The organism is Streptomyces sp. ADMS (assembly GCF_033441795.1).
GTDB lineage: Bacteria > Actinomycetota > Actinomycetes > Streptomycetales > Streptomycetaceae > Streptomyces.
The window spans coordinates 1-20,750 of sequence record NZ_JAVFVX010000079.1 but is presented as its reverse complement, the minus strand read 5'-3'; the positions used below and the strand labels follow the sequence as shown (position 1 = coordinate 20,750).

Genomic DNA, 20,750 nt, shown 5'->3' with positions numbered 1-20,750 from the left:
GGCTGCGATCCAGGTACGTCAGGAGGCCGCGCCACGCAGGGCGAGGTGCTCCAGGACGGTGATTCCGTAGTGCTGCCTGGTCACCGGCGGCTCGCTGAGGACGACTCCGGTCCAGCGGCTGCCTAGGCCCTCCAGGGCGACCTCGGTCTCCAGCCTGGCCAGCGCTGCACCCAGGCAGTAGTGCGCGCCGTAGCCGAAGGTCAGATGCCGCCTGATCTCCCGGTCGTAGTCGAGCAGGTCGGGGTCGGTGAAGACGTCCGGGTCGCGGTTGGCCACGCCGAGCATCAGAAGCACCAGATCACCCGCCGCGATCCGGTGCCCGGCCACCTCCACTGGGGCGGTGGCAACCCGCGCCACCTGCTGGACGGACGTGTCGAAACGGAGCAACTCGTCCACCACGGTGGCTGGTTCGCCGTGCTGGACGCCCAGCCAGGCCCCGGCGTGCAGCGCCGAGCGGACGGCCTTCCCGATGAAGGTGGAGGTCGTCTCGAATCCGGCGTAGATCAGCAGGCTGGCCGTGGCCCAGATGTCGGCGGCCTCGATGGCGCCGTCGAGGCGGGCGCTGCGCAACAGCCACAGGCCCGATCCCGTCGGCACCTCCGACCGCAGGGTCTCCTCCACGACCTCGACGATCTCCCCCAGCGCGCGGTGGCCCCTGGCCCGGACCTCCGGAAGGTAGTCCGCGATCAGCAGCGCCGCGATGTCCGGCGCCCAGTCGTGCAGACGGGGGGCCACCGTCTCGGGCAGGCCCAGAAGTTGGCAGATGACCCTACTGGAGAGCGGGACGGCGAGGTCCGCCATCACGTCCAGGCCGTCCGGCTTGGCGTCCAGGAGTTCGTCGACCAGCTTCTCCACGAAGGGCCGCAGCTCGGCGAGCCGGTCCGCGGTGAAGAGCGGAGCGACGAGCCGGCGGGCGGCGGCATGTCCGGGGTCGTCGTTGAACATGAACCAGCGGCGCACCACCTCCGAGGCGCGGCCCTCGTCGTCGGCCGCATGGTGCAAGGTCGTGCCGCCTCGCTGTGGCCAGGCCGCGGACAGAGCGGGGTGGCGCAGCAGAGTCGTCATCTCGCGGAAGCCGGAGACGATCCAGACCTCAAGGTCCTCGTCCCATCGGATCGGCTCCGCGCCCCGCAGTGGCAGGTAGTCCGTGCAGGGGTCGGCCGCCTGGCGGTTCTCGTCGCGGTAGGGGCACCGCGCCGGCTGACGGTTGGTCATATCGGCTGGTTCACCTTCCGCAACGGGGTATAGCTGACCTCGTCCAGGCTGCTCGGCGACTCGTCGGCAAGGCTGACCAGGACGGCCTCGACCGTGGCCAGGTAGAGCCCGGTGCGCTCAGGGTTGAGGTAGTCCCGGCTGGTGGTCAGGGAGAGGTGGAGGCCCTCCCCGGTCGCGGCGCGGAGGTTGAAGCTCGGGCTGCCCTGCCAGGCGTTCGCCGTCCACTCGATGCCGTCGAGGCTTGTTGCGCCGGGCTCCGGGGTCTCGGCGATCTCGCCGAGGAAGTTGAAGTAGCAGCCGAACAGCACGGGGTTGGGGTTGGGGTGGCCGTTGGTGGTCAGGCGCTCGCGCAGCTCGTCCATGCTGTAGCTGCCGTGCAGGAGGCGTTCGAGGCCGCCGAGGTAGACCGCGCGCAGGAGGCTGTCCGGGCGGGTCACGCGGTCGGCCTCGATGGTCATCGGGGCGAGCTGGTTCATGCTGCTGACCAGGGAGCCCCAGCGCCGGTCGTGCCGGTTGCCCGCCATCAGGCCTAGCGTCACCCGGCCGCGGCCCTTCAGCTGGAACAGGCTGATGGCCGAGGCGCCGAGGACGACGGACTGGACCGAGATGCCGAGCCGCTCGGCAAGCCGGACGGCGGCCGTCATCGCCACGGTCGAGTAGAGGCCCGCCTTGACCCGGTGGCTGGTGTCCCCGGCCTGCCGATCCTCCTCCACGAAGCTGTCCCAGGCTTTGAGCCAGTACTCGATCGTCCGGCGTCGCTGCCCCTCCTCCGCACCCTGGGCCAGGGCGAGTTGGACGGGCTGCGGCACCGGCCCCGACGGAAGCGGCCCACCAGCCAGCAGGGTGTGGAACTGTTCCTCCAGCAGCACGCAGGCGGCGGCGTCGACCGCGAGGTGATGCAGGACGCCGACCAAGTAGCGCGGAGCCCCCGCGCGGACCGCGACGACGGCGCGCCAGGAGTGCTCGCTCTCGACCAGGATCTCCCGCTCGGCCATCTCCGCCGCGAGCGCTTCGGCGGCCCCCCGGCTCTCGTCGGGCAGCTCGATCGTGCCGAGCTGGAACTCCTCGAAGGGCCGGACGATCTGGAGCGGCTGGGCCGGGCGGCGGTCGTAGATCGTCCGCAGGGCCTCGTGCCGCTCGACCAGGGCCGCCCAGGCGGCCGTGGCCTCGGCCGACGTCGTGCCGTCCGGCAACTCGTAGACCGAGGTGAGGTTCCCGTCGCTCTGCTCGTCGGGCGCCGACAGTTCGAGGTCGCGGATGACCGACAGTTGACCGAAAGTCACCGGTGCGGTGGTCTGGCTCAACTCAACTCACCCTTCGTGCAGATCGCCCCGACTGCGGCCACGAGTTCACTCTCGGCCGCGTGCAGGAAGAAGTGGTCCCCGTGGATCAACTCGACGTCGAAGTAGGCGTCCGTGCGCTTCTCCCAGCCCTGGACGGAGGCCAGGTCGGCGTCGTCGTCCGCGTCTCCGTAGAACGCCACCACCGGGCAGCCGACCGTGCCGGGGCCGCCGGTGCCGTACTCGCCGAGGATGCGATAGTCCGCCCGGATCACCGGGAGGTAGATCTCCATCAGCTCTTCGTTGTCCAGCAGTTCCTGTGGCGTGCCCCCCAACTCACCTAGCCGATCGGCGAATTCTGCGTCCGACAGCAGGTGGGTGGCCGCGTCGGCGCCCAGTAGCTCGGGAGCCCGGCAGGCCGAGAGCATCAGTGTGACCGGCTCGGGCTCGCCTTTGGCACGGATCAGCCTGGCCAGCTCGAAGGCGACCACCGCGCCATAGCTGTGGCCGAACAGGGCGTACGGGGAATCCCAGTCCACCTGCAGGTACAGGTCCGCCAGGAGCGCCGACAGCTCATCGATCGGCTCCTCCACACAGCGCGAGCCACGACCAGGAAGCTCCATCGGGACCACGGTGACACCAGCGGGGAGGTGCTGCTGCCACGAGTCGTAGACGCGCGCCGAACACCCAGCATAGGGAATGCAGTAAAGGTTCAACTCGGCACCTTCGTACGGAGGATGCTGTCAACCAGCCCGGCGGTGGTCGGATTCTTGAAGATCTCCCGCATCGGGACCCGAACCCCGAGGTCGACCGAGAGCCGCTTCTGCAGGGCGGCCAGAAGTACCGAATTGCCGCCCACGTCAAAGAAGTTCGCGTCGTCGGCCACTGCATCCACAGCCAGGGTCTGCCGCCAGGCCTCGGCCACGACGGCGCGGACATCCTCGCGTGAGAGCATCGCCTCGGGAGCCGACGCCTCCTCGCCGGGGGCGAGGTTGGCTGCCAACGCCACCCGGTCCACCTTTCCGGCGGCGGTGCGCGGCAGCGCGGGCAGAGTGATGATCCGGGCCGGGCAGTGGCTCGGCGGCAGTCGCTCCTTTAGCCAGCTCTGGACGTCTGCCTCCGACCGCTGCACCAGGAAGGCCACGAGCGCGGCACGTTCCGGCTGGTCAGCGCCGTGCAGGAGGACGGCGGCCTGGGAGACTGCCGGGTGCTCCTCCAGGATGGCCTCGACCTCGCCCAGCTCGATCCGGTGCCCGCGCAGCTTGATCTGGCTGTCCATACGGCCGAGGAACTCCAGCGATCCGTCCGGCCGCAGCCGGATTCGGTCGCCGGTGCGGTAGACGCGCTGCCGGCCATGGGGGGTGTCTGCGTGCGGGAACCGCTCGGCCGTCAGCTGCTCCTGGTCCAGGTAACCCAGTGCCAACCCCGACCCGTACAGGAGGAGTTCACCCTCGCTGCCTTCCGCAAGGTGAGTGCCCACACCGGCCAAGGGCTGACCGAGTGAGATCTGATCAGGCGAGTCGATCAGCGCTGCCGTCGCCCAAATGGTGGCCTCGGTGGGGCCGTACAGGTTCCACAGTTCCTTGCCGCTCGGCAACAACTGCCGGGCCAGGCTGGGTGTGAGCGGCTCTCCGCCGCACCAGAGCCGACTGCCCGGTGCCCCTACCCACTCGCCGGCCGTCAGCATGCGCCAGAAGCTGGGGGTGGCCTGGATGACGTCCGGTGCGGTCTCGGCCACCAGCTCGGCGAAGGCGAACGGGTCCACCCGGGTCTCGTCGGGGACAGCCACGAAGGAGGCGCCCACGGTCAGCGGCAGCAGGAGTTCCGCGAGCGAGATGTCGAAGGAGAGCGCCGTCATCGCGAGGACCGTCTCACCGGCGGCAAGCCCTGGCACCTTGGCCAGCCCGGTCAACCTTTCGACCAGGGCGTCGTGCGGGACCATCACCCCCTTGGGCTGCCCGGTCGAGCCGGAGGTGTACAGCAGGTAGGCGGTCTCGCCCAGGCTCGGCGACCTCGGCGAGGACGGGAGGCTGCTCTCCACCAGCGCGAACTCGGCCTCGGCCGTCTCACGCAGCAGCAGCGCCGGGCGGGCGTCGGCCAGGACGCGGGCCCGGTGAGCTGCCGGGCTCTCCCCATGGAGCGGCAAGACGGCGCCGCCCGCAGCAGCGACGGCCAGGATGCCGACGGCTCCGCTCAGCCGGCTGTCCGCCTCGAGCGCCACCAGCGAACCGGCCGGGACTGTCGCCGCTATGCGTCCGCTCAGCTCGCCGACCAAGCCGACCAGCTCGCGATAGGTGTAGGTGTGCGCACCGCGCGCGGCCACTGCCTCAGGTGATCGCCGCGCCTGAGCCTGGACGACATTCCATACTGTCACCACGCGAGCCTCCAATCAGAACTGGGAAGAGCCGGTTTTCTGTGCCCATCTGTGTCTCCCTAGCCATAGGGGACCGAGCGGAGCGGGCTTTCGCTTGCTTCTGCGACCTGCCTCTTCCCCTCGGATTCCATCAGACGAATAATTGCTTGTTGTTCGGATCCGCCCCGAGTCAGCTCCCCGTGCTGGCCTGAAGCGGGAAGGAGGCATCGGCATGACGCGAAGCAAGCGCTGTGTGTGCGTCGACTTCTGACGGGCCGTCGGACGAAGGAAGAGCCGGTCATCCAGATCGGCTCTCACTCCGCCAAGGCACGGTTCACGCTCTCCAGCACTCCTGTCCGCTCCGCGGTCAGGAAAAAATGCCCGCCGGGAAAGACCTGGACATCGCAGGGGCCGGTGGTGAGATCTGCCCAGTCTTTGAGGCGTGCCACGTCGACGCGCGGATCCTCACTTCCCCCGAACACCGATACCGGGCAAGTGAGAGGACGGCCCGGTCGATAGCCGTAACCGGTGAAGAGTTCCAGATCGGTCCGGAAGGCGGGCAGGACGAACGAGACGAAATCCGGGTTTTCCAGCAATTCCCGCGGAGTTCCGCCGAGCCGTGTCAACTCGGTGACCAGCGCGGCATCGGTGAGGTCAGCCTCTCTCAGTGTCCGGGATTCTTGGAGCGGCAGGGCACGGCAACCCGACACAAAGATCCGGAACGGTTCGATCGCGTAGGCGTGTCGAAGTCTTCGGGACAACTCCCAGCAGATGATGGCTCCCATGCTGTGCCCGAAGAACGCGAACGGTCGGTCCAAGAACGGCAGTATTTCGGGAGTAAGCATGTCAAGGAGTTCGTCGAGTTCAGCGACAGGGCGCTCCAGGAAACGGTCCTCCCGGCCCGGAAGCTGGATGGCCAAGGCTTCGACGTCCACGGGTAGCCCCAAGCCCCAGTCCCGGAAGACCGTGACGCCGGCGCCCGCATAGGGGAAGCAGAAGAGCCGCGCCCCTGCGGGGCGGGTTCGGCCCGGTATCGGGCGCACCCATGCCCCACCCCCGCGCGAACGAACTGCCGGTTCAACGCCGGACCCTACAGTAATCCGTGAATCCGCATACCGCATCCGCCACCCTTTTTCAGGCATTCGTTTACCTACCCTCCGGTCGGCATCGAATCGCCGAAACAATTCGACGGAGCAAATAAAGGAGCAACCTCACGCCCGGATCACAGACCTTCAAACACTCTTGGTGCAGAAGTACATTCGATCAGTACGCCGCCCCTGCGATATATCGATACGTTCAACCGTGTCGGAGAGCTTGGCCAGCAGATCCTCGAACGGACCAGGCGAATATCGGTTCAGCCATATGTAGCCTCCTGCCGTGTCGCGCCGCAGCAGCGCCTCCGGATCACGCGGGGGCTGAAAGAAGCAGATGGCCACATGCCGCCGGGCAACGCGGAACATCTCACGCACCGCGGTCTCGTAGTAGGGAAGGGACTCCAGCAAATGACGGCAGTTCACGACATCGAAAGCGCCGCTGGGGAAACTGAGATCCGTGACACTCATGTACCGCCACCGAGCTTCGGGAAACCTGCTCCGACAGGACTCCAGCAACGGCTCACCGATGTCGATTCCAGTATAGTTGCAGGACAGCCCGGTGTCCTTGAGCTTTGCGTAAGTGGTGCCCGACATCACGCCGCAGTCAAGGAAATCCACGACGGTGTCATCGTAGAGTTCCACGAGCCTCCCGTTCAGCCAGTCATAGGAAGGGTGAGTGTCCCGCCCTTCCTTACGCATGTAGTCGACATCAGTTGTCTGCTCCCACAGCGAACCCGTGCTCTCTTCCATGACCTACCTTTCCTTCTTGCGCGCCAAGACCTCATCCACCAGCGTCACCAGTTCGGCCACGTTTTTGACCTGGAATATGTCAACCAGATCGATGATGACGTCGAATTTCTCCTGAATAGCGGACATCAGGCGGAGCAACCCCACGGAGTTCGCGCCGAGTTTTGCGAAGCTGTCACCCACGCCGACTTCCGGGATCTCGAAGGCCCTGGCCACCTCCCTGAGAATTTCAGCCGTACGCATCCCGTCTTCTTCCGACTCACTCATGGGCTGAGGCATTTTCCTCCTTGGCTTTCGGACGGGCGGGCCGGTGGCCGTGCCACGATTGCCAGAGTTCCGCGTAGGCTCCTCCACTCGCGACGAGGTCGTCGTGCGTGCCGATTTCCATGAGCCTGCCTCCCTCCATGACGGCCACCCGGTCGGCATCGTGAGCGGTGTGCAGCCGGTGGGCGATGGCCAGCACCGTGCGGCCATTGAGGACAGCGGAGAGAGAGCGTTCGACATCACGAGCGGTGGTGGGGTCCAGCATCGCGGTGGCTTCGTCGAGCACGACGGTGTGTGGGTCAGCGAGGATGACACGGGCCAGCGCGAGCTGCTGGGCCTGACCGCCGTCGAGCCGGTGCCGGCTGGGGCTCAGCTCGGTGTCCAGACGGTCGGGCAGGTCGTCCAGCCAGCGGGCACCGACGGTGGCCATCGCTGTGAGCAGTTCCTCGTCGGAGGCCGACGGCCTGGCGATGAGCAGATTGTCACGAATCGACGCTCGCAGGACGTGGTACTCCTGAGTGACCAGGAGGATCTGGCGGCGCAACTGCTCGGGCAGCAAGGCCGCCACAGGGACTCCGCCCACGGTCATTGCACCGCTGAGCGGTGCGTCGATGCCGGCCAAAAGCCGCCCCAGAGTGGACTTTCCTGCGCCCGACGCCCCGACGATAGCCAAGCGTTCTCCGGACCTCACCGTCAAGGTGACACCGTGCAGCACGTCCGGCCCCTTGCCGTAGGCGTAGCGGACGTCGACGGCCTCGATCCGGTCGTCCTCGGGCACGTCCGTGCCGGTGAGGCGGGAGCTCGGAAGCGTGCTCAGCCCTTCGAGCCGGGCGAACGACACCGCGCAGCTCTGGAGCTGGTCAATCCAGATCTCCATGGTCTCCAGCGGACCGGCGAGCTGCCGGAGGTAGAGGACCGCAGTGACGACGACGCCCAGGCTGAGGACGCCCCGGTCGTACAGCGAGCCACCGACGAGCAGGACGCCGACGAGCGGCAGGTAGTAGGAGATGTCGATGGTCGGGTAGAGCACGGTCCGCAGTGTCAGCGTGCGCAGGCGGCTGTGCCGGGCGCGCTCGGTGGCCGCAGCGATCGCCGCGAGCCGTCGTTGCTCAAGACCCAGCGCCTCCACGGTACGGGAGCCGGAGACCGTAGTGACGAGTTCTTCGGCGAGGACCGAGTTGGCCTCGCCGAGGTCGAGGTAAGCGCTCCGGGCGCGCTTGAGGTACCAGCGGGTCGCGACCACAATGCCGAGGAGGCCGACCACACCGCAGGTACCGAGCAGGGGATCGACGAGGAAGACAGCGATGAGGATGAACAGGGCCTGGACGGTCGCGACCAGCACATCGGGGCCGGCGGCACTCAGGGTCATGGCCACGTTCGTGACGTCACCGGCGCCACGGGCCGCCAGATCGCCGGTGACCATCCGCTCTACGGCAGCGGGTTTCAGGCCGAGGATCCTGGCGAGGAACTGCTCACGGACCTGTGCGGAGATCCGTTCCCCGAAGCGTGCGCCGAGGTAGCGCGCGTGGCGGGTTAGGCCGATGTGCAACAGAGTGAACACCATCACAAGCGCTGCGAGCTGATCGATCCGGTGGACGTCCCCGGCCTCGACAGCGTTGACGATGTGGCCGAACAGCCAGGGCCCGGCGAGGCCGACGACGGTGGCGAGCGCGTTGAGCAGAAGGACGGAGCCGAACGGGCCCTTCTCCCGGCGGATGATTCCAAACGCCGCGCGGCGCGCCTGTACGGCAGAAGCGGTGGGAAGCTGGTCACCTGCCAGCCCGGTGCCGGTCATCGCGCCTCGCTCGGTGCCGGCACAACCACGATGCCCTCGTGCGGCCCGGCTTCGGGCTCGTCGTCCAAGCCCCGGGACACCAACCGACGGTATCCGGGTTCCTGCTTCAAGAGGTTGTCGTGAGTCCCCGTCGCGGCAACCCGGCCCTCGACCAGATAGTGCACGACGTCCGCCCGGTCCAGCACCAACGGGGAGGTGGTGGTCACCATCGTCGTACGGCCGCTGCGCCCGTCGTGCAGCCGGGCCGCGATCGTCGCCTCGGTGCGCGCGTCCACCGCCGAGGTGGGCTCGACAGCGAGGAGCACCTCGGGATCGGCGAGCAGGGCGCGGGCGAGGCGGACACGCTGTCGCTGGCCCCCCGAGAGGTTGCGGGCCTGCGACTCGACGATTGAGGACAGTCCATCGGGCAATCCGTGGACGACATCCTCCGCGGCCGCCAGGTGCAGCGCGCGGCGGACAGAGTCGTCATCCGGATCCAGCCGGCCGGCAACGACCTCACGCAGCGTGCCAGCGAAGATGTCGGCTTCGTTGTCCGCAACCAAGATGCGATCCCGGAGTTGTCGAGGGCCCACGGAGTCGAGCGGGATGCCGCCCCAGACGGCCTCCGACGGCTGGAACCCGCCCAGGCGTTCGACGACCGTCTGGGCGTCCTGCGGCCGGGCGCTCACCACGGCGGTGAAGCAGCCGACGGCGACCTCGACGCCGGAGGCCGGATCACGCAGTCCGGCCGCTCCGCTCGGCCCCTCGCCCGTGGCGGGCGTGGCCGCCTCGTCCCGTTCCAGTCTCAGCAGCGCGATGACGCGCCGCGCGGACACCACGGCCTGGGAAAGGTCTGAGCCGCTTTCGATCAGCTCGCTGACCGGCAGCACGAGGAAGGCGACATAACCGTAGACGGCGACGAGATCTCCGATGGAGATGGTGTGCTGGGCGGCCATCCTGGCGGCCAGCCAGGTCACGGCGGCCAGGAAGAGCAGGGGGAAGCCGATGCCGAGGGTGGGGACCCAGCTGGAGAGGGACGCGACCCGGAAGCCCTCGTCGCGCAGCCGCCGGGACTCCCGACCGTAACGATCGGCGAAGCGGTCCTTGCCGCCGATGCCGTTGAGCAGGCGCAGGCCCTCGGCGATGTCGACCAGCTGGGCCGTCAGCTCGCCTTGGCGCTCGCGGTAGTCCGACCCGACATCGCGCAGTCTGCCGAGCAGCGGTCCGACGGCCGCCGCGACCACGGGCGCCCCGAGCAACACGATCAGCGCCAGCAGCGGCGAAATGGACAGCAGCAGCCCGGCCACCACGATGTAGGCAACGACGGAACCCACCCCCGGACCGGCGATGGTCAGAGAGTTGCTGATCACCCACACGTCGCCGATCCCGATCGTGGTCATCTCGCCGGCCGTGACCTTACGGCTGAGCGTGCTGCCGAGTCTGGTGGAGTGCTCGCCGACGGCGCTGACCGTCCGGAAGGCGGCGTCCAGCCGTACCTTCGTGAGCGTGCGGTGACGAGTGATCGCAACTACACCGTTCAGCACGCCCACCACGAGAAGCACCAGGGCCCAGCTCACCAGCGAGGAGTAGTTCCCCGTCCGCAGGCCGTCGTCGACGGCGCGGGAGAGCAGGTAGGGCGTCAGCGCGAGGCCCAGCATCCAGGCGACCCCCAGCACGGCCGCGAGAATCACCCGCCGACGCTGGCAGGTGACCAGCCACCAGAGATATCGCAGTGCCCCGCTGACGTCCCGCTCACCGGGATGGGTGTCCTGGCTTCTCATCAATGCGGATCTCATTTCTGCGTGCGTGTTCATGAGCGGACGCCGGGGGGCCAGTTGGTCTTGTCGAGTCCGAACTGACACAGGAAGGCGTAGACAAGGCGCTCCATGCCGAAGCCCACGCAAGCACTCGAAACGGGCCCGCCGTCGCTGTGCTCAATGCCGAACGAGCGGCCGAAAAGGTCAGTGTGGAAGTTGAACGATCCAACGGCCACGGTACGGTCGCTTCCCACGGGGAGCCGTACCTCGTATTTGAGTTCCATCATGCGCTGCGAAAAGATCCGGTCGGAAGTGTCGGCGCCGCCGAAGAAGGGGTCATTGCTCACCTCGCAGTGGCCGCTCAGGCCAAGTTCCCGCAGGAAGTCAAAGACCTTCGTCATCATCAGCTCGCGCAGGGCGAGAACCTCAGTCCGGGTGCCCATGAAGACCATCTCGCGGATGGTGAAGTCCCACAGGCGCTCCATCGTGGTGGCGTAGCCGGCCTCGAAGCGAAACGCCTTCCCGAGCGCGGTGACGGCTTGCGGACCGTCGGCGCCCACCGTCGTGCCTCGGTACTGGCTGAAGGTGTGATAGCACATGGTGGGCGGCAGGCAGTAGTCGACGTTTCGGCAGAACCGCAGCAGCCGCTCGTCGAGCGGTGTGTCCGCGTAGGTGTTCTGGATGTCGCGATAGACGTCGATGTCGTTGTGCAGGCGCGTGATGAAGAACAGGTGGTGTGGGAAAGCCGAGGTGTATCCGGCGGTCTGGAGCGTCTCGGTGCTGATGAGTGTGGGGTACTGGTACTGCAGGATCTCGACACTGCTCTTCAGCAGGTCGACCAGGGCACGGTCGAAGTAGTGGAACAGCTCCAGTAACGGCTCACCCAGGGCGATCTGGCCCTCGCCCGTCTGGACGACCACGCCCGCCCTGGCCAGCTCTTCGTAGGTGCCCTCAGCCACCTCGCGGCTGACCGGGGATCGCCACACCACTCTGGCGGGGGTGGCGAACTGCGGTCGTACGTCAATATCCAGGGCCGTGTTGATCTTGCGGGTCACCGCCGACTCGTCGAGCGGCTCGGCTGAATACACCGTCACGCCGGTGACGCCAGCCGTGTCGGTGACCAGTTCGAAGTCGACGATGTCGGAAGACAGGAAGAGAATGCGGCGCCCTATCTCGTCCGCCAGCGAGAGCGGGATCGGCAAGGAGAGCTTGATGCCCGTGGCCACGACGCCGCTCGGCGGGCCCGCCACTTTCATGGGTTCAGGCCGGGTCACGGACAGACCTCCGGCGTGGTCCGCGCTCCCGTCTTGGCATCGACCAGGCGGACAATGGCGTCCACGGTCCGGAAGTTGTCGAAGTTCATGTCGCCGGGGGTCAGTTCCAAATCGAACTCCCGCTGGATAAACCGGGCCAGTTGCATCGCGAACAGGGAGTTGACGTAGCCGAGAGCGAAGATGTCGTCGTTTTCGGAGAGCGAATGGCCGCCCAGCTTGGGCTTGAGGAAGTCATGGACCCGGGGACGCACAGCATCGTTCATACGATTCTCCTCGTAGTGCGGAAGTACAGGCAGTGATGGGCAGGGGGGCGGGAAGCGGTCACCCCGACGGGCCGAGGGCGGACGGATGGCCCGCGACCGCGCTCCATCGGCCGAGCAGTTGCTGGATGACCTGCGAGGCACCTTCGATGATCTCCATGGCCTTGGCGTCCCGGAAGAACCGCCCGACGGCCGCTCCGGCGCCCATGCCGCGTGCACCGTGGATCTGCACCGCCTGGCCCGCGATACGGGCCGCGACGGTCGAGCTGAAATACTTGGCGGTGAGAGCCTCGTAGTGGCTGTCCTCGTCCTCACGGTCCGCGGCCTGGCCCGCCTGCCAGCACAACAGACGGGCCGCCCGGCTCTGCGTGAGCATGTCCGCGAGCATCTGCTGGACGAGCTGGTGATCGGCCAGCGGCTTGCCGTACTGCCTGCGCTCGGCCGCGTACGCGCTCGACGCGTCGAGGCAGGCCTGGGCGAGTCCGACGCAGCCCCAGGCAGTGCTGTAGCGGCCGATGTCCAGGGAGTTCGCCGCGACGAAAGCCAGTCCCGACCCAGGATGCCCGATGACGGAGTCGGCCGGCACCCGACATTCCTCGAAGGTGATCTCGGCCAGCATGGAACCGCGCAGACCGAGCATGTCGGTCAGGGGTGTGACGTGCACGCCAGGGCTGTCGCGCTCCACCAGGATCGCTGTGTGCCGCCCCTGGTACTGGACGAACACCAGGAACAGGTCGGCACACTGGCCAAAGCTGATCCACTTCTTCGCACCGCTGACGACGATCTCCGAGCCGTCGTCCTTCGCCTCGGTGCGCACGTCCTGTGCGTCGCTGCCGGTGTCAGGCTCGGTCAGCAGGAACGCCGCGATCCGTCGGCCTGCCGCGATCTCCGGCAGCCACCGCAGCTTCTGCTCCGGTATTCCCCACATCGAGACGGCGTGCGAGACCATGTCCTGTACGGCGACGAAGTTCCGCACGTTCGAGCAGGTCCGTCCCAACTCCTCGGCCATCATGCCGTAGTGGGCCGCGTCCAGCCCCCGGCCGCCCCACCGCTCGGGCAGCATCGCGGACAGCCAGCCTGCCTCGCCCAGTTCACGGATGAGGGGACGGGGAATCTCCTGCCGGGCGTCGATCGTGTCGGCGGCCGGTGCGATGACACCGTCGGCGAATGCGCGGAACTCCCGCCACCTGTGGCGTTGTTCGGCGGTCAGCTGGCTGATCACGACTGCCTCCCCAGGCCCGGGGCTCCGCACGTGCCAGCCGTCATCATGTCACCGAGAGCGACCACGACCTTGCGGCTGCCCACGAACGGCCGACGGGCGTGTGCGACGAGCATGTTGTCCAGGAGGAGCACGTCCCCCTCCTGCCAGGGAAACACGACGGACTCCTGTTCCAGGGCGTCGCGGACCTCGCCGACCACATCGTCGGGTATCGGTTCGCCGTCCCCCCAGAAGACGTTCCGGGGCATGCCCTCCTCCCCGAACATTCCGAGCAGCGCGCCGCGCATCTCGGGGTCGAGACACGAAGGGTGGTGCAGGCTCAGCTGGTTGAAGAAGACCGGCTCGCCCGTGCGCGGATGGGGCAGGGCGGCGTCCGCGACGCGCCAGGTACGCAGCGTGCCGTCCGGTGCCCACGCGTATTCGGTGTCCGCCTCGGCGCAGGCGCGTTCGACCGCTGCGGGGTCGTCCGTACCGTAGAAGTGGGACCAGCTGACATCGAACGACTTGATGAAATTCCGGACGTAGCGCAGTCTCCGGTGCCTGAACTCCTCGACCAGGTCATCCCTCAGCCGCCGGTAGACCCGACGGCCGTCAACTATGGGGGTCTCCCCGCCGGACGACGCCGCCACGATGCACGAGAAGAACTGACGCATCGGCCAACTGTGCAGATGGGAACTCTCGTTGTGAAACAGGATCGAACGGTCGGCGGGATACGGGGTCGATTTGTAGATCAGCTCCGACTCGCCCTCCCGCGGCAGATCGCCGTACTCCCCGAAGAGGTCCGCGCAGATCGCCCGCGCCGCCTCCTCGAACTTCTCGACCGATCCGTCGTGGAAGTTCCGGAACAGGATCGCGCCATGCCGGTGCAGCGTCGACTCGATGTATTCACGGTGGGTTCCCAGCCAGACGGAGAGGGAGACCTCAGCGGTCCTCGGTTCCATGATCAGAGGGGTTTCCGGGGCGTGGTCAAGGAATCGTAGGGTCACCAGGCCGTCGGCGGATGTCGTCATTGTTTCTCCCTTGCTTCGCTGTCCGGCTGTCCGAGACGCCGCAGAGCGTCCAGCGTCTCGACCAGGGCACTGCGGTCGCCCTCGCGACGCAGGGTCGTGACGACGGTCGCGTCGCCCGCGAAGTCGTCGGCGCTCTGCTGGAGCGCGGGGGCGAGAATGGGGTGTGCGCTGATCTCGACGAGGATGTCGTGACCGTCGGCGAGCAGCCTGCGGGTCGCGTCGGCGAGCAGCACCGGTTGCCGGAGGTTGCGGACGAAGTAGTCGGCCGTGATGTCCTTCCAGTCCACCGGGCGGCCGGTGACCGAGGAAATGAAGGGCATACGGCCGGGGCGGGTGGCCAGGCTACCGATGGCCCGTCTGAGATCGTCCGCGATCAGATCGATCGCCGGGCCGTGGGCGGGGAGGTTGACGCGGATCATCGCGCAGAGCACATCCCGTTCCTGCAAGTCGGCCAGGATGGCCCGGAGTTCGCCACGGTCACCGGCCAGACCGGTGGTCCGCGGCCCGTTCCTGGTGGCTATGGAGACACGTCCGCCGCTCGCTCCGACATAGCGGTTCAGCTCGGCGGCCGCGAGTTCCACCACGGCCATGCCGGTGTCAGGGCCGGAAACTCGTCGCTGCTGGTCGCTGTAGTGGTGCACCAGCCGAGCCGCGGTCGGCAGGTCGATGATCCCGGCTATCACACATGCGGCGATCTCCCCGAGGCTGTGGCCCGTCACGGCACCCGGCACAACGCCGGACGCCTCCAGCCATCGGGCGACAGCGACCTGGACGGCGAAGACGGCGGGCTGCAGCACCCCGACGTCGCCGTCGCTCACGCGTTTCTCGTCGGACAGGACGGACGGGACGCACAGGACGTCTTCCAGGACGGACAACCCCAGGTGGGGGCGCAGGGCGCGGTCGCATTCCTCCAGCGCGGACCGGAACACCGGATCGGTACGAACGAGGGACCGGGCCATGCCCGCCCACTGCTGCCCGTAGGGCGAGCAGACAAAGGCGACCCTCGATGCGGCGTCACGGGAGCGGCTCCGCTCCCGTTGGTGTCCCTTCGCCGTGCGTGAGGAGGCCGCGCCGCGTGCGATCTCGCCAAGTCGCAGGCCGGAATCGCACGACACGGCCGTCAGGGTGTCGACGACATCGCCGATCAACCGCTCGGCGACCGACGGGGGATACAGCCGGAGCGCATGGTTGAGGGAAGCGTCGATGCCTGCCGCGCGACCCTGCTCCGTGAAACGCTCGATGAACTCGAAACGGAGGTCGAAGCGCGTCACACCCTCGTCAACAGGCTGGGGCCGGATGCCGAGGCCGGGCAGGCGCAGCTCGGACACGAGCGCGTTCTGGAACACCAGCATGACCTGGAACAGCGGGTGGGAGCCGGCCGACCGGCGCGGATTGACCTTCTCGACGACCTGGTCGAACGGCACGTCCAGGTGCGCGAAGGCCGTGAGATCGGTGCGCCGCACTCGGGCGAGAAACTCCCTGAACGTCGGGTCGCCCCCTGATTCCGTGCGCAGGGCCAGCGTGTTGGCGAAGAATCCGACAAGGTCGTCGAGTGCCGGATCGGTGCGCCCCGCCGTGGAGGTGCCGATGACTACGTCCGTCGAGGAGCCGTGCCGGGCAAGTACAGCTGCGAGCGCACCGTGCACGATCATGAACATGCTGGTGTCGGTCTCGTCGGCCAGCTGCTGCAGCGCGCGATGGGCCTCGGGCGGGACGGACATCCTGACGCAGGCGCCGGCGTGCGACGGCAAGTCCCCTTCGCCACGGGGTGCGGCCCCGTCGGGCAGCGGCGGGGCCGACGGATCCGCCAGTTCGCGCCGCCAGAACCGTACTTGACGGCTCAGCAGGCTGTCCGGGTCGTCGAGGCTGCCTAGCAGGTCCCGGTGCCAGGACGCGTAGTCGGCATACTGCACGGCCAGCGCTTCCCAGCGTGGCGCGACGCCCCGGCGTCTGGCGGCGTAGGCACGCTCGATGTCATGGGTCAGTGGGATGAGGGACCAGGCGTCGCAAGCTATGTGGTGGACCACGATCAGCAGCACATGCTCCCGCTCGGAGATCCTGAAGAGCTCCGCGCGCAGCGCGGTCTCGGCGGTCAGGTCAAAGGTGTGGCCGGCCGCGGCTGCGACAGCTTCGACCACCTCCGCCTCGTCGACGGCGTGGACGGGCAGCCGTACGGTCGCCTCGTCCGGATCGAGGACAACCTGCTGGGGTCTGTCGTCCCAGTCCGGGTACGCGGTGCGCAGGCTCTCGTGCCGGGCCACCACGTCGTCGAGGGCCTGGCGCAACGCTGGTACGTCGAGTTCGCCGGTGAGCCGGTAGGCCACGGGCATGTTGTAGGTCGCCGCCTCGGCTTCCAGCCGGTTGAGAAACCACAGCCGCTGTTGCACAGGGGCCAGGGGGATCATGTCGCCCCGCGGCCGGGGCCTCAGTTCCGGCACGGTCACGGGTGTCTCATACGCCAGCCGTTCGCTCAGTGCGGCCACCGTGGGTGCCTCGAAGACCGTGCGTACGGAGACGTCGACGCCCAGGGTCGTGCGAATCCGGCCGATCAGTCGCATCGCCAGGAGAGAATGGCCGCCCAGTGCGAAGAACGACTCGTCGCAGCCTACGGTGTCCAGACCAAGCACCTGGGCGAAGACGGCGCGCAGCGTCTCCTCCCGTACCTGTGTTGTTCCGGCCGGTCCGGTGCTTTCGGCCGCCTGTCGATGCAGGTGGTCCATCTGGGTTCCCTCCTTGCCGTGAAAAACATGGAAGTCCACGTGTCCGTGGGAGCGCGGTCTCAGTAGGTGTAGAAGCCCTGTCCCGTTTTCTGGCCCAGGAGCCCAGCGTCGACCATCCGGACCAGGAGCGGAGCCGGGCGGTACTTGCTATCGCGGAAGGCCTCGTACATGACGGTGATCGAGTTCAGGATGGTGTCCAGGCCGATGAGGTCTCCGGTCTCCAGGGGTCCCATCTTGTGGCCGAAGCATCCTTTGAACATGCGGTCCACCTGTTCGGCGGTGGCCACTTGGTCCTGGACGCAAAAGATCGCCTCGTTGATGGTGAGCATGAGAACCCGGTTGGTGACGAAGCCCGGGGAGTCCTCGACGACGATGCCTTCCTTGCCCAGAGTTCCGAGCAGCCCGAGCGCGGCGTCCGTCGTCTTCTCCGAGGTGAAATGTCCTTTCACCACTTCGACGGTTCCCATGAGGGGTACCGGATTCATGAAATGCAGGCCGAGGACATCGGCCGGTCGCGTCGTCACCGAGGCCGCCCGGGTGATCGGGATGGCCGAGGTATTTACGCCGAATATCACGCCGGGACGGCAGATGGTATCGATTTTCTCGTAGACCTCGCGTTTCACATCCCAGTTCTCCGTCACGTTCTCCACTACGAAGTCGGCGGCACCCAACTCCCCGATGTCGGTGCAGGCATGCACCCGTCCGACGACGGCACCGGTCTCCTCCGTCGGCGACTTCGAGTGGAACATGCTGTGGAGGAGCAGATCATCGCCGATCTGCCGCAGTGCGCTGTCAAGTTGGTTCTTCGAGACATCGATGAGCACGACGTCGTATCCGGCCTGCGTGAAATCCTGCGCAACGCCGCGTCCGATGGTTCCGGCGCCGATGACACCGATCGTCCGTATGGTCACAGGGCTCTCCTTCCCGTCGCAAGAATTCTGGTCTCCGCCGTTCAGGACTGTTCCTTACGGCTTTCCAGATAGTTGGCCATGGCTGCGATGGTGGTGTACTGGAAAAGGTCGACCATGGACACCCGGACACCCATCTCCTTCTGGATCCGCTGTGCCAGTCGTAGCGACTGGAGTGAATCCATGCCCATCAGGAGCCAGTCGTCGTGGATATCGACCTCGGCGAGGTCGAATTCTCCGGCCAGCAGGTGTGCCAGGTGGCGTTCGGAGTCGCTGTATTCGCCGCTGTCTCGGCCGAGTACGCGTAGTCCGTTGAGAGTGGAGGGGGCAGCCCCCGGGTCGTCCGGCTCGCCGGACTGCCGTTCCGTGGCCAGCGCTTGCTGGATCGAGGGGGCGAACAGGACCGGAGAGAGACGCACCTGGTCGGCGAGCGGTCCGCTGCGGGCTGTGCCCAGCCTCTCGTAGTTGATCTCGCCCACGATCACCCGGGGTTCGTCCACGGCGAGGATCTCGTCGAGACTGCTGAGACCGTCCTCGATGGATATCGAGCGGAAGAAGCCCCTGTCCGCCTCCACCTCGTAGTCGAAGGCCATACCGGTGCCGAGCCAGTCGGTCCAGTCGATGGTCAGTGTGCGTCTGCCCTCCGCCGAGCGGAAGTCGGCGAAGTGGTCGAGATAGCTGTTGCCGGCGGTGTAGTCGCTCTGTCCGACCGATCCGAAGACCGACACCGTGGAACCGAAGTTGACCATAAGCGGGGGCGGCTGCGAGTGGTCCTTGGTGGCCAGGTCCAGCACGGTGGCACCGAGCACCTTGGGAGCCAGGGTGGCCCTGAAGGTCTCCATGTCCTTACGGAAGAGGAACCCGTCGCCGGCTACGCCTGCCGCGTGCACCACGCAGCCGATGTCGCCGAGGTCCCGCCGGACGGCGGCGACGATCTCGGTCATCGCCTTCAGATCGGATACATCGCCGCTGTAGGTGCGCACCAGCGCGCCATTGTCCACAAGTTCACGCAGGCCGTCGAGCTGCTTGCGGAGCCTGGGATCAGCGGCGGACGCCTCGTGCCATCCCTCGGGCGGGGGCACCTCGCTGCGGTTGACCAGGGCCAGGGCCACTCCCGGCATGGTGCGGCTCAGGTGCAGGGCGACCGCGAGGCCCAGACCGCCCAGACCGCCGGTAATCAGGTACACGCCCTCTGGGCGCTGCGGCTTGTCCGTCGCCGGTTTGAAGTGGACGGGTTCGAGACAGGTCGCGTAGCGGACGCCTTCACGCAAGGCCACGGTCCGGGGTCCGGATCCCGCGAACAGTTCAGCACATACGGCGACGGGCTCCGTGCCGTCAGCCACGTCGATGCACCGGACCTCGGTGTCCTCGCTCTCCAGGCCGACGACCCCCGCCGCCGCGAACAGCGCGGCGTGCACCGGTGCCGTCGAGGCCTCGCGTCCCGTCACCCGTGCCACATCGGGCGCCACGACCGTGATCCTGCTCGGCATCGCGCCCCGGCGGGACAGGCACTGCACCAGATGGAACAAGCCGTGGACGCCGTTGTCCAAACGCGCCGCGAGCTGCGCCGTGTCCTGGTGCACCATGCGGTCGGCGGGTCCGGCGACCAGGAGGATCTCGTCGTACGGATCGTCGCCGAGGGCGTCGAAGAGGCGGTCGAAGCCCTCGGCCGAGGGAGGCACCTCGAAGCCGGGGTCGGTTGTCTCCGCCGCTTCGGCCCGGGTAGGCGCAATTCGCGCCGCGGTCACCGATATCCCCTGTGCCCGGAGGTGCTTGCTCATCCCTTCGGCCAGACTTCCCGGCTCGCCGAGCACCAGCATCCTCGCCGACTGCTCGTGACGCTCCGGTGCGGCTTCCCGCAATGGGGTCCAGCGCAGCACGTGATGCCGGGAATGCGGACGCAGCCGAGCCACCGTGCTCTGCGCGTCGGTCACGCGTTTCACGGTGAACCCACCGATCTCGACGGCGACTTCACCCGCGTCGTCACAGATCAGGATGTCGACCTTGCGTATCTCCTCACCGAAACGGGAGTTTTCGTGGGGTCGGAGGAGGCTCAGTCCCTGCGGCGGCAGCGGTGCGTACAGACGCAGCGAGTCGTAGCCGACCGGCAGATAGAAGTCCCGTTCGTCACTGGTGACCCGTTTCCGGTCCTGAACGGTTTCCATCATGGAGAACACGCCGAAACCGGTGGCGAGGTCGAGCAGTACCGGATGCAGGACATGGTCGGAGCACTCGGCCCGGTACGCGGAGGGCATGTCAATACGGCCCAACGCCGCCCGCAGTCCTATGCGTACGGTGGGCATACTGCGCAGCCAGCGATCGCCGAAAGCCATGACCTGGTGCTCAGCCAGCCGCTTTCCCATGTCCAGCACGCCGATGTCGCAGGACGCGCGCAGCTGTTCGGGGTCCAGTCGCGGTGGAACACCGGCATGCGGGCGCACGCCGATCTTTCCCTGGGCGTGCAGTGTCCAGTGATCGCTCACCGGGTCCTGGCTGGCGACCGTGAACTCCGCCAGGCCTTCGCCGCCGTCCCGAATCGTCGTGTGCACCTGTCGGGGCTGCCCGTCCTGCACCATGAGCGGCACCAGGAAGGTGACGTCCAGGATTTCCGTGACGGGACGGTCGAGGTGCACAGAGCCCGCGGCACGTGCCATCTCTAGGTACGTGGTGCCAGGCACGATGCCCTCGCCGAGCAGTCGGTGCTCGTCGAGGACCCAGTGCCGGCCACGAGCGAACTCGGTGCCGAAGACGGACTGGTCGACGGAGCTGAGCAGGACCTCGTCCAGCAGGGGGTGCGGTCCCGGCTTCACTCGCGGCGGCTCGGGGGTCGGGGGTGCGGTGGGGTGTTCGTCGAGCCAGTGACGGGTGCGGGCGA

Annotated in this window: 16 protein-coding genes; all 16 read right to left on the bottom strand. The window is 67.4% G+C overall.

What is annotated here, in order from left to right:
- Window positions 1-18 precede the first annotated feature (18 nt).
- Complete coding sequence (locus tag RB628_RS28305; RefSeq protein WP_318323353.1) at window positions 19-1,215, bottom strand: cytochrome P450; 1,197 nt, start codon at window positions 1,213-1,215, stop codon at window positions 19-21.
- Window positions 1,212-2,519 carry a condensation domain-containing protein gene (locus RB628_RS28300; RefSeq protein ID WP_318323352.1) on the bottom strand — a complete coding sequence of 436 codons (1,308 nt, stop codon included), beginning with the start codon at window positions 2,517-2,519 and terminating at the stop codon, window positions 1,212-1,214. The genes RB628_RS28305 and RB628_RS28300 overlap by 4 nt, the downstream gene beginning before the upstream one ends.
- Window positions 2,516-3,211: a thioesterase II family protein gene (locus tag RB628_RS28295; protein ID WP_318323351.1), complete on the bottom strand. Its 696-nt coding sequence runs from the start codon at window positions 3,209-3,211 to the stop codon at window positions 2,516-2,518. Before RB628_RS28295 ends, RB628_RS28300 begins: the two co-directional genes overlap by 4 nt.
- Complete coding sequence (locus RB628_RS28290) at window positions 3,208-4,869, bottom strand: non-ribosomal peptide synthetase (RefSeq protein ID WP_318323369.1); 1,662 nt, start codon at window positions 4,867-4,869, stop codon at window positions 3,208-3,210. Before RB628_RS28290 ends, RB628_RS28295 begins: the two co-directional genes overlap by 4 nt.
- 293 nt (window positions 4,870-5,162) lie before the next feature.
- Window positions 5,163-5,969 (bottom strand): thioesterase II family protein, encoded by an 807-nt coding sequence (locus RB628_RS28285; protein WP_318323368.1) that lies wholly within the window; start codon window positions 5,967-5,969, stop codon window positions 5,163-5,165.
- A gap of 111 nt (window positions 5,970-6,080) precedes the next feature.
- Entirely contained in the window at window positions 6,081-6,692 is a 612-nt protein-coding gene (locus RB628_RS28280) for a class I SAM-dependent methyltransferase (RefSeq protein ID WP_318323350.1), read from the bottom strand.
- A gap of 3 nt (window positions 6,693-6,695) precedes the next feature.
- A complete protein-coding gene (locus RB628_RS28275) occupies window positions 6,696-6,956 on the bottom strand; it encodes an acyl carrier protein (protein WP_318323349.1) in 261 nt (86 codons plus the stop codon).
- Window positions 6,949-8,748, bottom strand: a complete 1,800-nt coding sequence (locus RB628_RS28270) for an ABC transporter ATP-binding protein (protein ID WP_318323348.1) — start codon at window positions 8,746-8,748, stop codon at window positions 6,949-6,951. Before RB628_RS28270 ends, RB628_RS28275 begins: the two co-directional genes overlap by 8 nt.
- Complete coding sequence (locus RB628_RS28265; protein ID WP_318323347.1) at window positions 8,745-10,508, bottom strand: ABC transporter ATP-binding protein; 1,764 nt, start codon at window positions 10,506-10,508, stop codon at window positions 8,745-8,747. The genes RB628_RS28270 and RB628_RS28265 overlap by 4 nt, the downstream gene beginning before the upstream one ends.
- Before the next feature lie 29 nt (window positions 10,509-10,537).
- Entirely contained in the window at window positions 10,538-11,758 is a 1,221-nt protein-coding gene (locus tag RB628_RS28260) for a hypothetical protein (protein WP_318323346.1), read from the bottom strand.
- Window positions 11,755-12,021 carry an acyl carrier protein gene (locus RB628_RS28255; protein ID WP_318323345.1) on the bottom strand — a complete coding sequence of 89 codons (267 nt, stop codon included), beginning with the start codon at window positions 12,019-12,021 and terminating at the stop codon, window positions 11,755-11,757. Before RB628_RS28255 ends, RB628_RS28260 begins: the two co-directional genes overlap by 4 nt.
- Window positions 12,022-12,079: 58 nt before the next feature.
- Window positions 12,080-13,240 (bottom strand): acyl-CoA dehydrogenase family protein, encoded by a 1,161-nt coding sequence (locus tag RB628_RS28250; protein ID WP_318323344.1) that lies wholly within the window; start codon window positions 13,238-13,240, stop codon window positions 12,080-12,082.
- On the bottom strand, window positions 13,237-14,247 hold the full coding sequence (locus tag RB628_RS28245) for a TauD/TfdA family dioxygenase (protein WP_318323343.1): 1,011 nt from the start codon (window positions 14,245-14,247) through the stop codon (window positions 13,237-13,239). The genes RB628_RS28250 and RB628_RS28245 overlap by 4 nt, the downstream gene beginning before the upstream one ends.
- Complete coding sequence (locus RB628_RS28240) at window positions 14,244-16,967, bottom strand: condensation domain-containing protein (RefSeq protein WP_318323342.1); 2,724 nt, start codon at window positions 16,965-16,967, stop codon at window positions 14,244-14,246. The genes RB628_RS28245 and RB628_RS28240 overlap by 4 nt, the downstream gene beginning before the upstream one ends.
- Before the next feature lie 59 nt (window positions 16,968-17,026).
- Window positions 17,027-17,878 (bottom strand): 3-hydroxyacyl-CoA dehydrogenase family protein, encoded by an 852-nt coding sequence (locus RB628_RS28235; protein ID WP_318323341.1) that lies wholly within the window; start codon window positions 17,876-17,878, stop codon window positions 17,027-17,029.
- A gap of 41 nt (window positions 17,879-17,919) precedes the next feature.
- Window positions 17,920-20,750: SDR family NAD(P)-dependent oxidoreductase (locus RB628_RS28230; protein WP_318323340.1), on the bottom strand; the 2,831-nt coding region annotated here is incomplete at its 5' end.

Excerpts from the sequence above, each read along its gene's own strand:
- RB628_RS28305 (WP_318323353.1), bottom strand. The coding sequence starts at position 1,215 with ATGACCAACCGTCAGCCGGCGCGGTGCCCCTACCGCGACGAGAACCGC.
- RB628_RS28285 (WP_318323368.1), bottom strand. The coding sequence starts at position 5,969 with ATGCGGTATGCGGATTCACGGATTACTGTAGGGTCCGGCGTTGAACCG.
- RB628_RS28280 (WP_318323350.1), bottom strand. The coding sequence starts at position 6,692 with ATGGAAGAGAGCACGGGTTCGCTGTGGGAGCAGACAACTGATGTCGAC.
- RB628_RS28275 (WP_318323349.1), bottom strand. The coding sequence starts at position 6,956 with ATGAGTGAGTCGGAAGAAGACGGGATGCGTACGGCTGAAATTCTCAGG.
- RB628_RS28270 (WP_318323348.1), bottom strand. The coding sequence starts at position 8,748 with ATGACCGGCACCGGGCTGGCAGGTGACCAGCTTCCCACCGCTTCTGCC.
- RB628_RS28265 (WP_318323347.1), bottom strand. The coding sequence starts at position 10,508 with ATGAGAAGCCAGGACACCCATCCCGGTGAGCGGGACGTCAGCGGGGCA.
- RB628_RS28255 (WP_318323345.1), bottom strand. The coding sequence starts at position 12,021 with ATGAACGATGCTGTGCGTCCCCGGGTCCATGACTTCCTCAAGCCCAAG.
- RB628_RS28245 (WP_318323343.1), bottom strand. The coding sequence starts at position 14,247 with ATGACGACATCCGCCGACGGCCTGGTGACCCTACGATTCCTTGACCAC.
- RB628_RS28240 (WP_318323342.1), bottom strand. The coding sequence starts at position 16,967 with ATGGACCACCTGCATCGACAGGCGGCCGAAAGCACCGGACCGGCCGGA.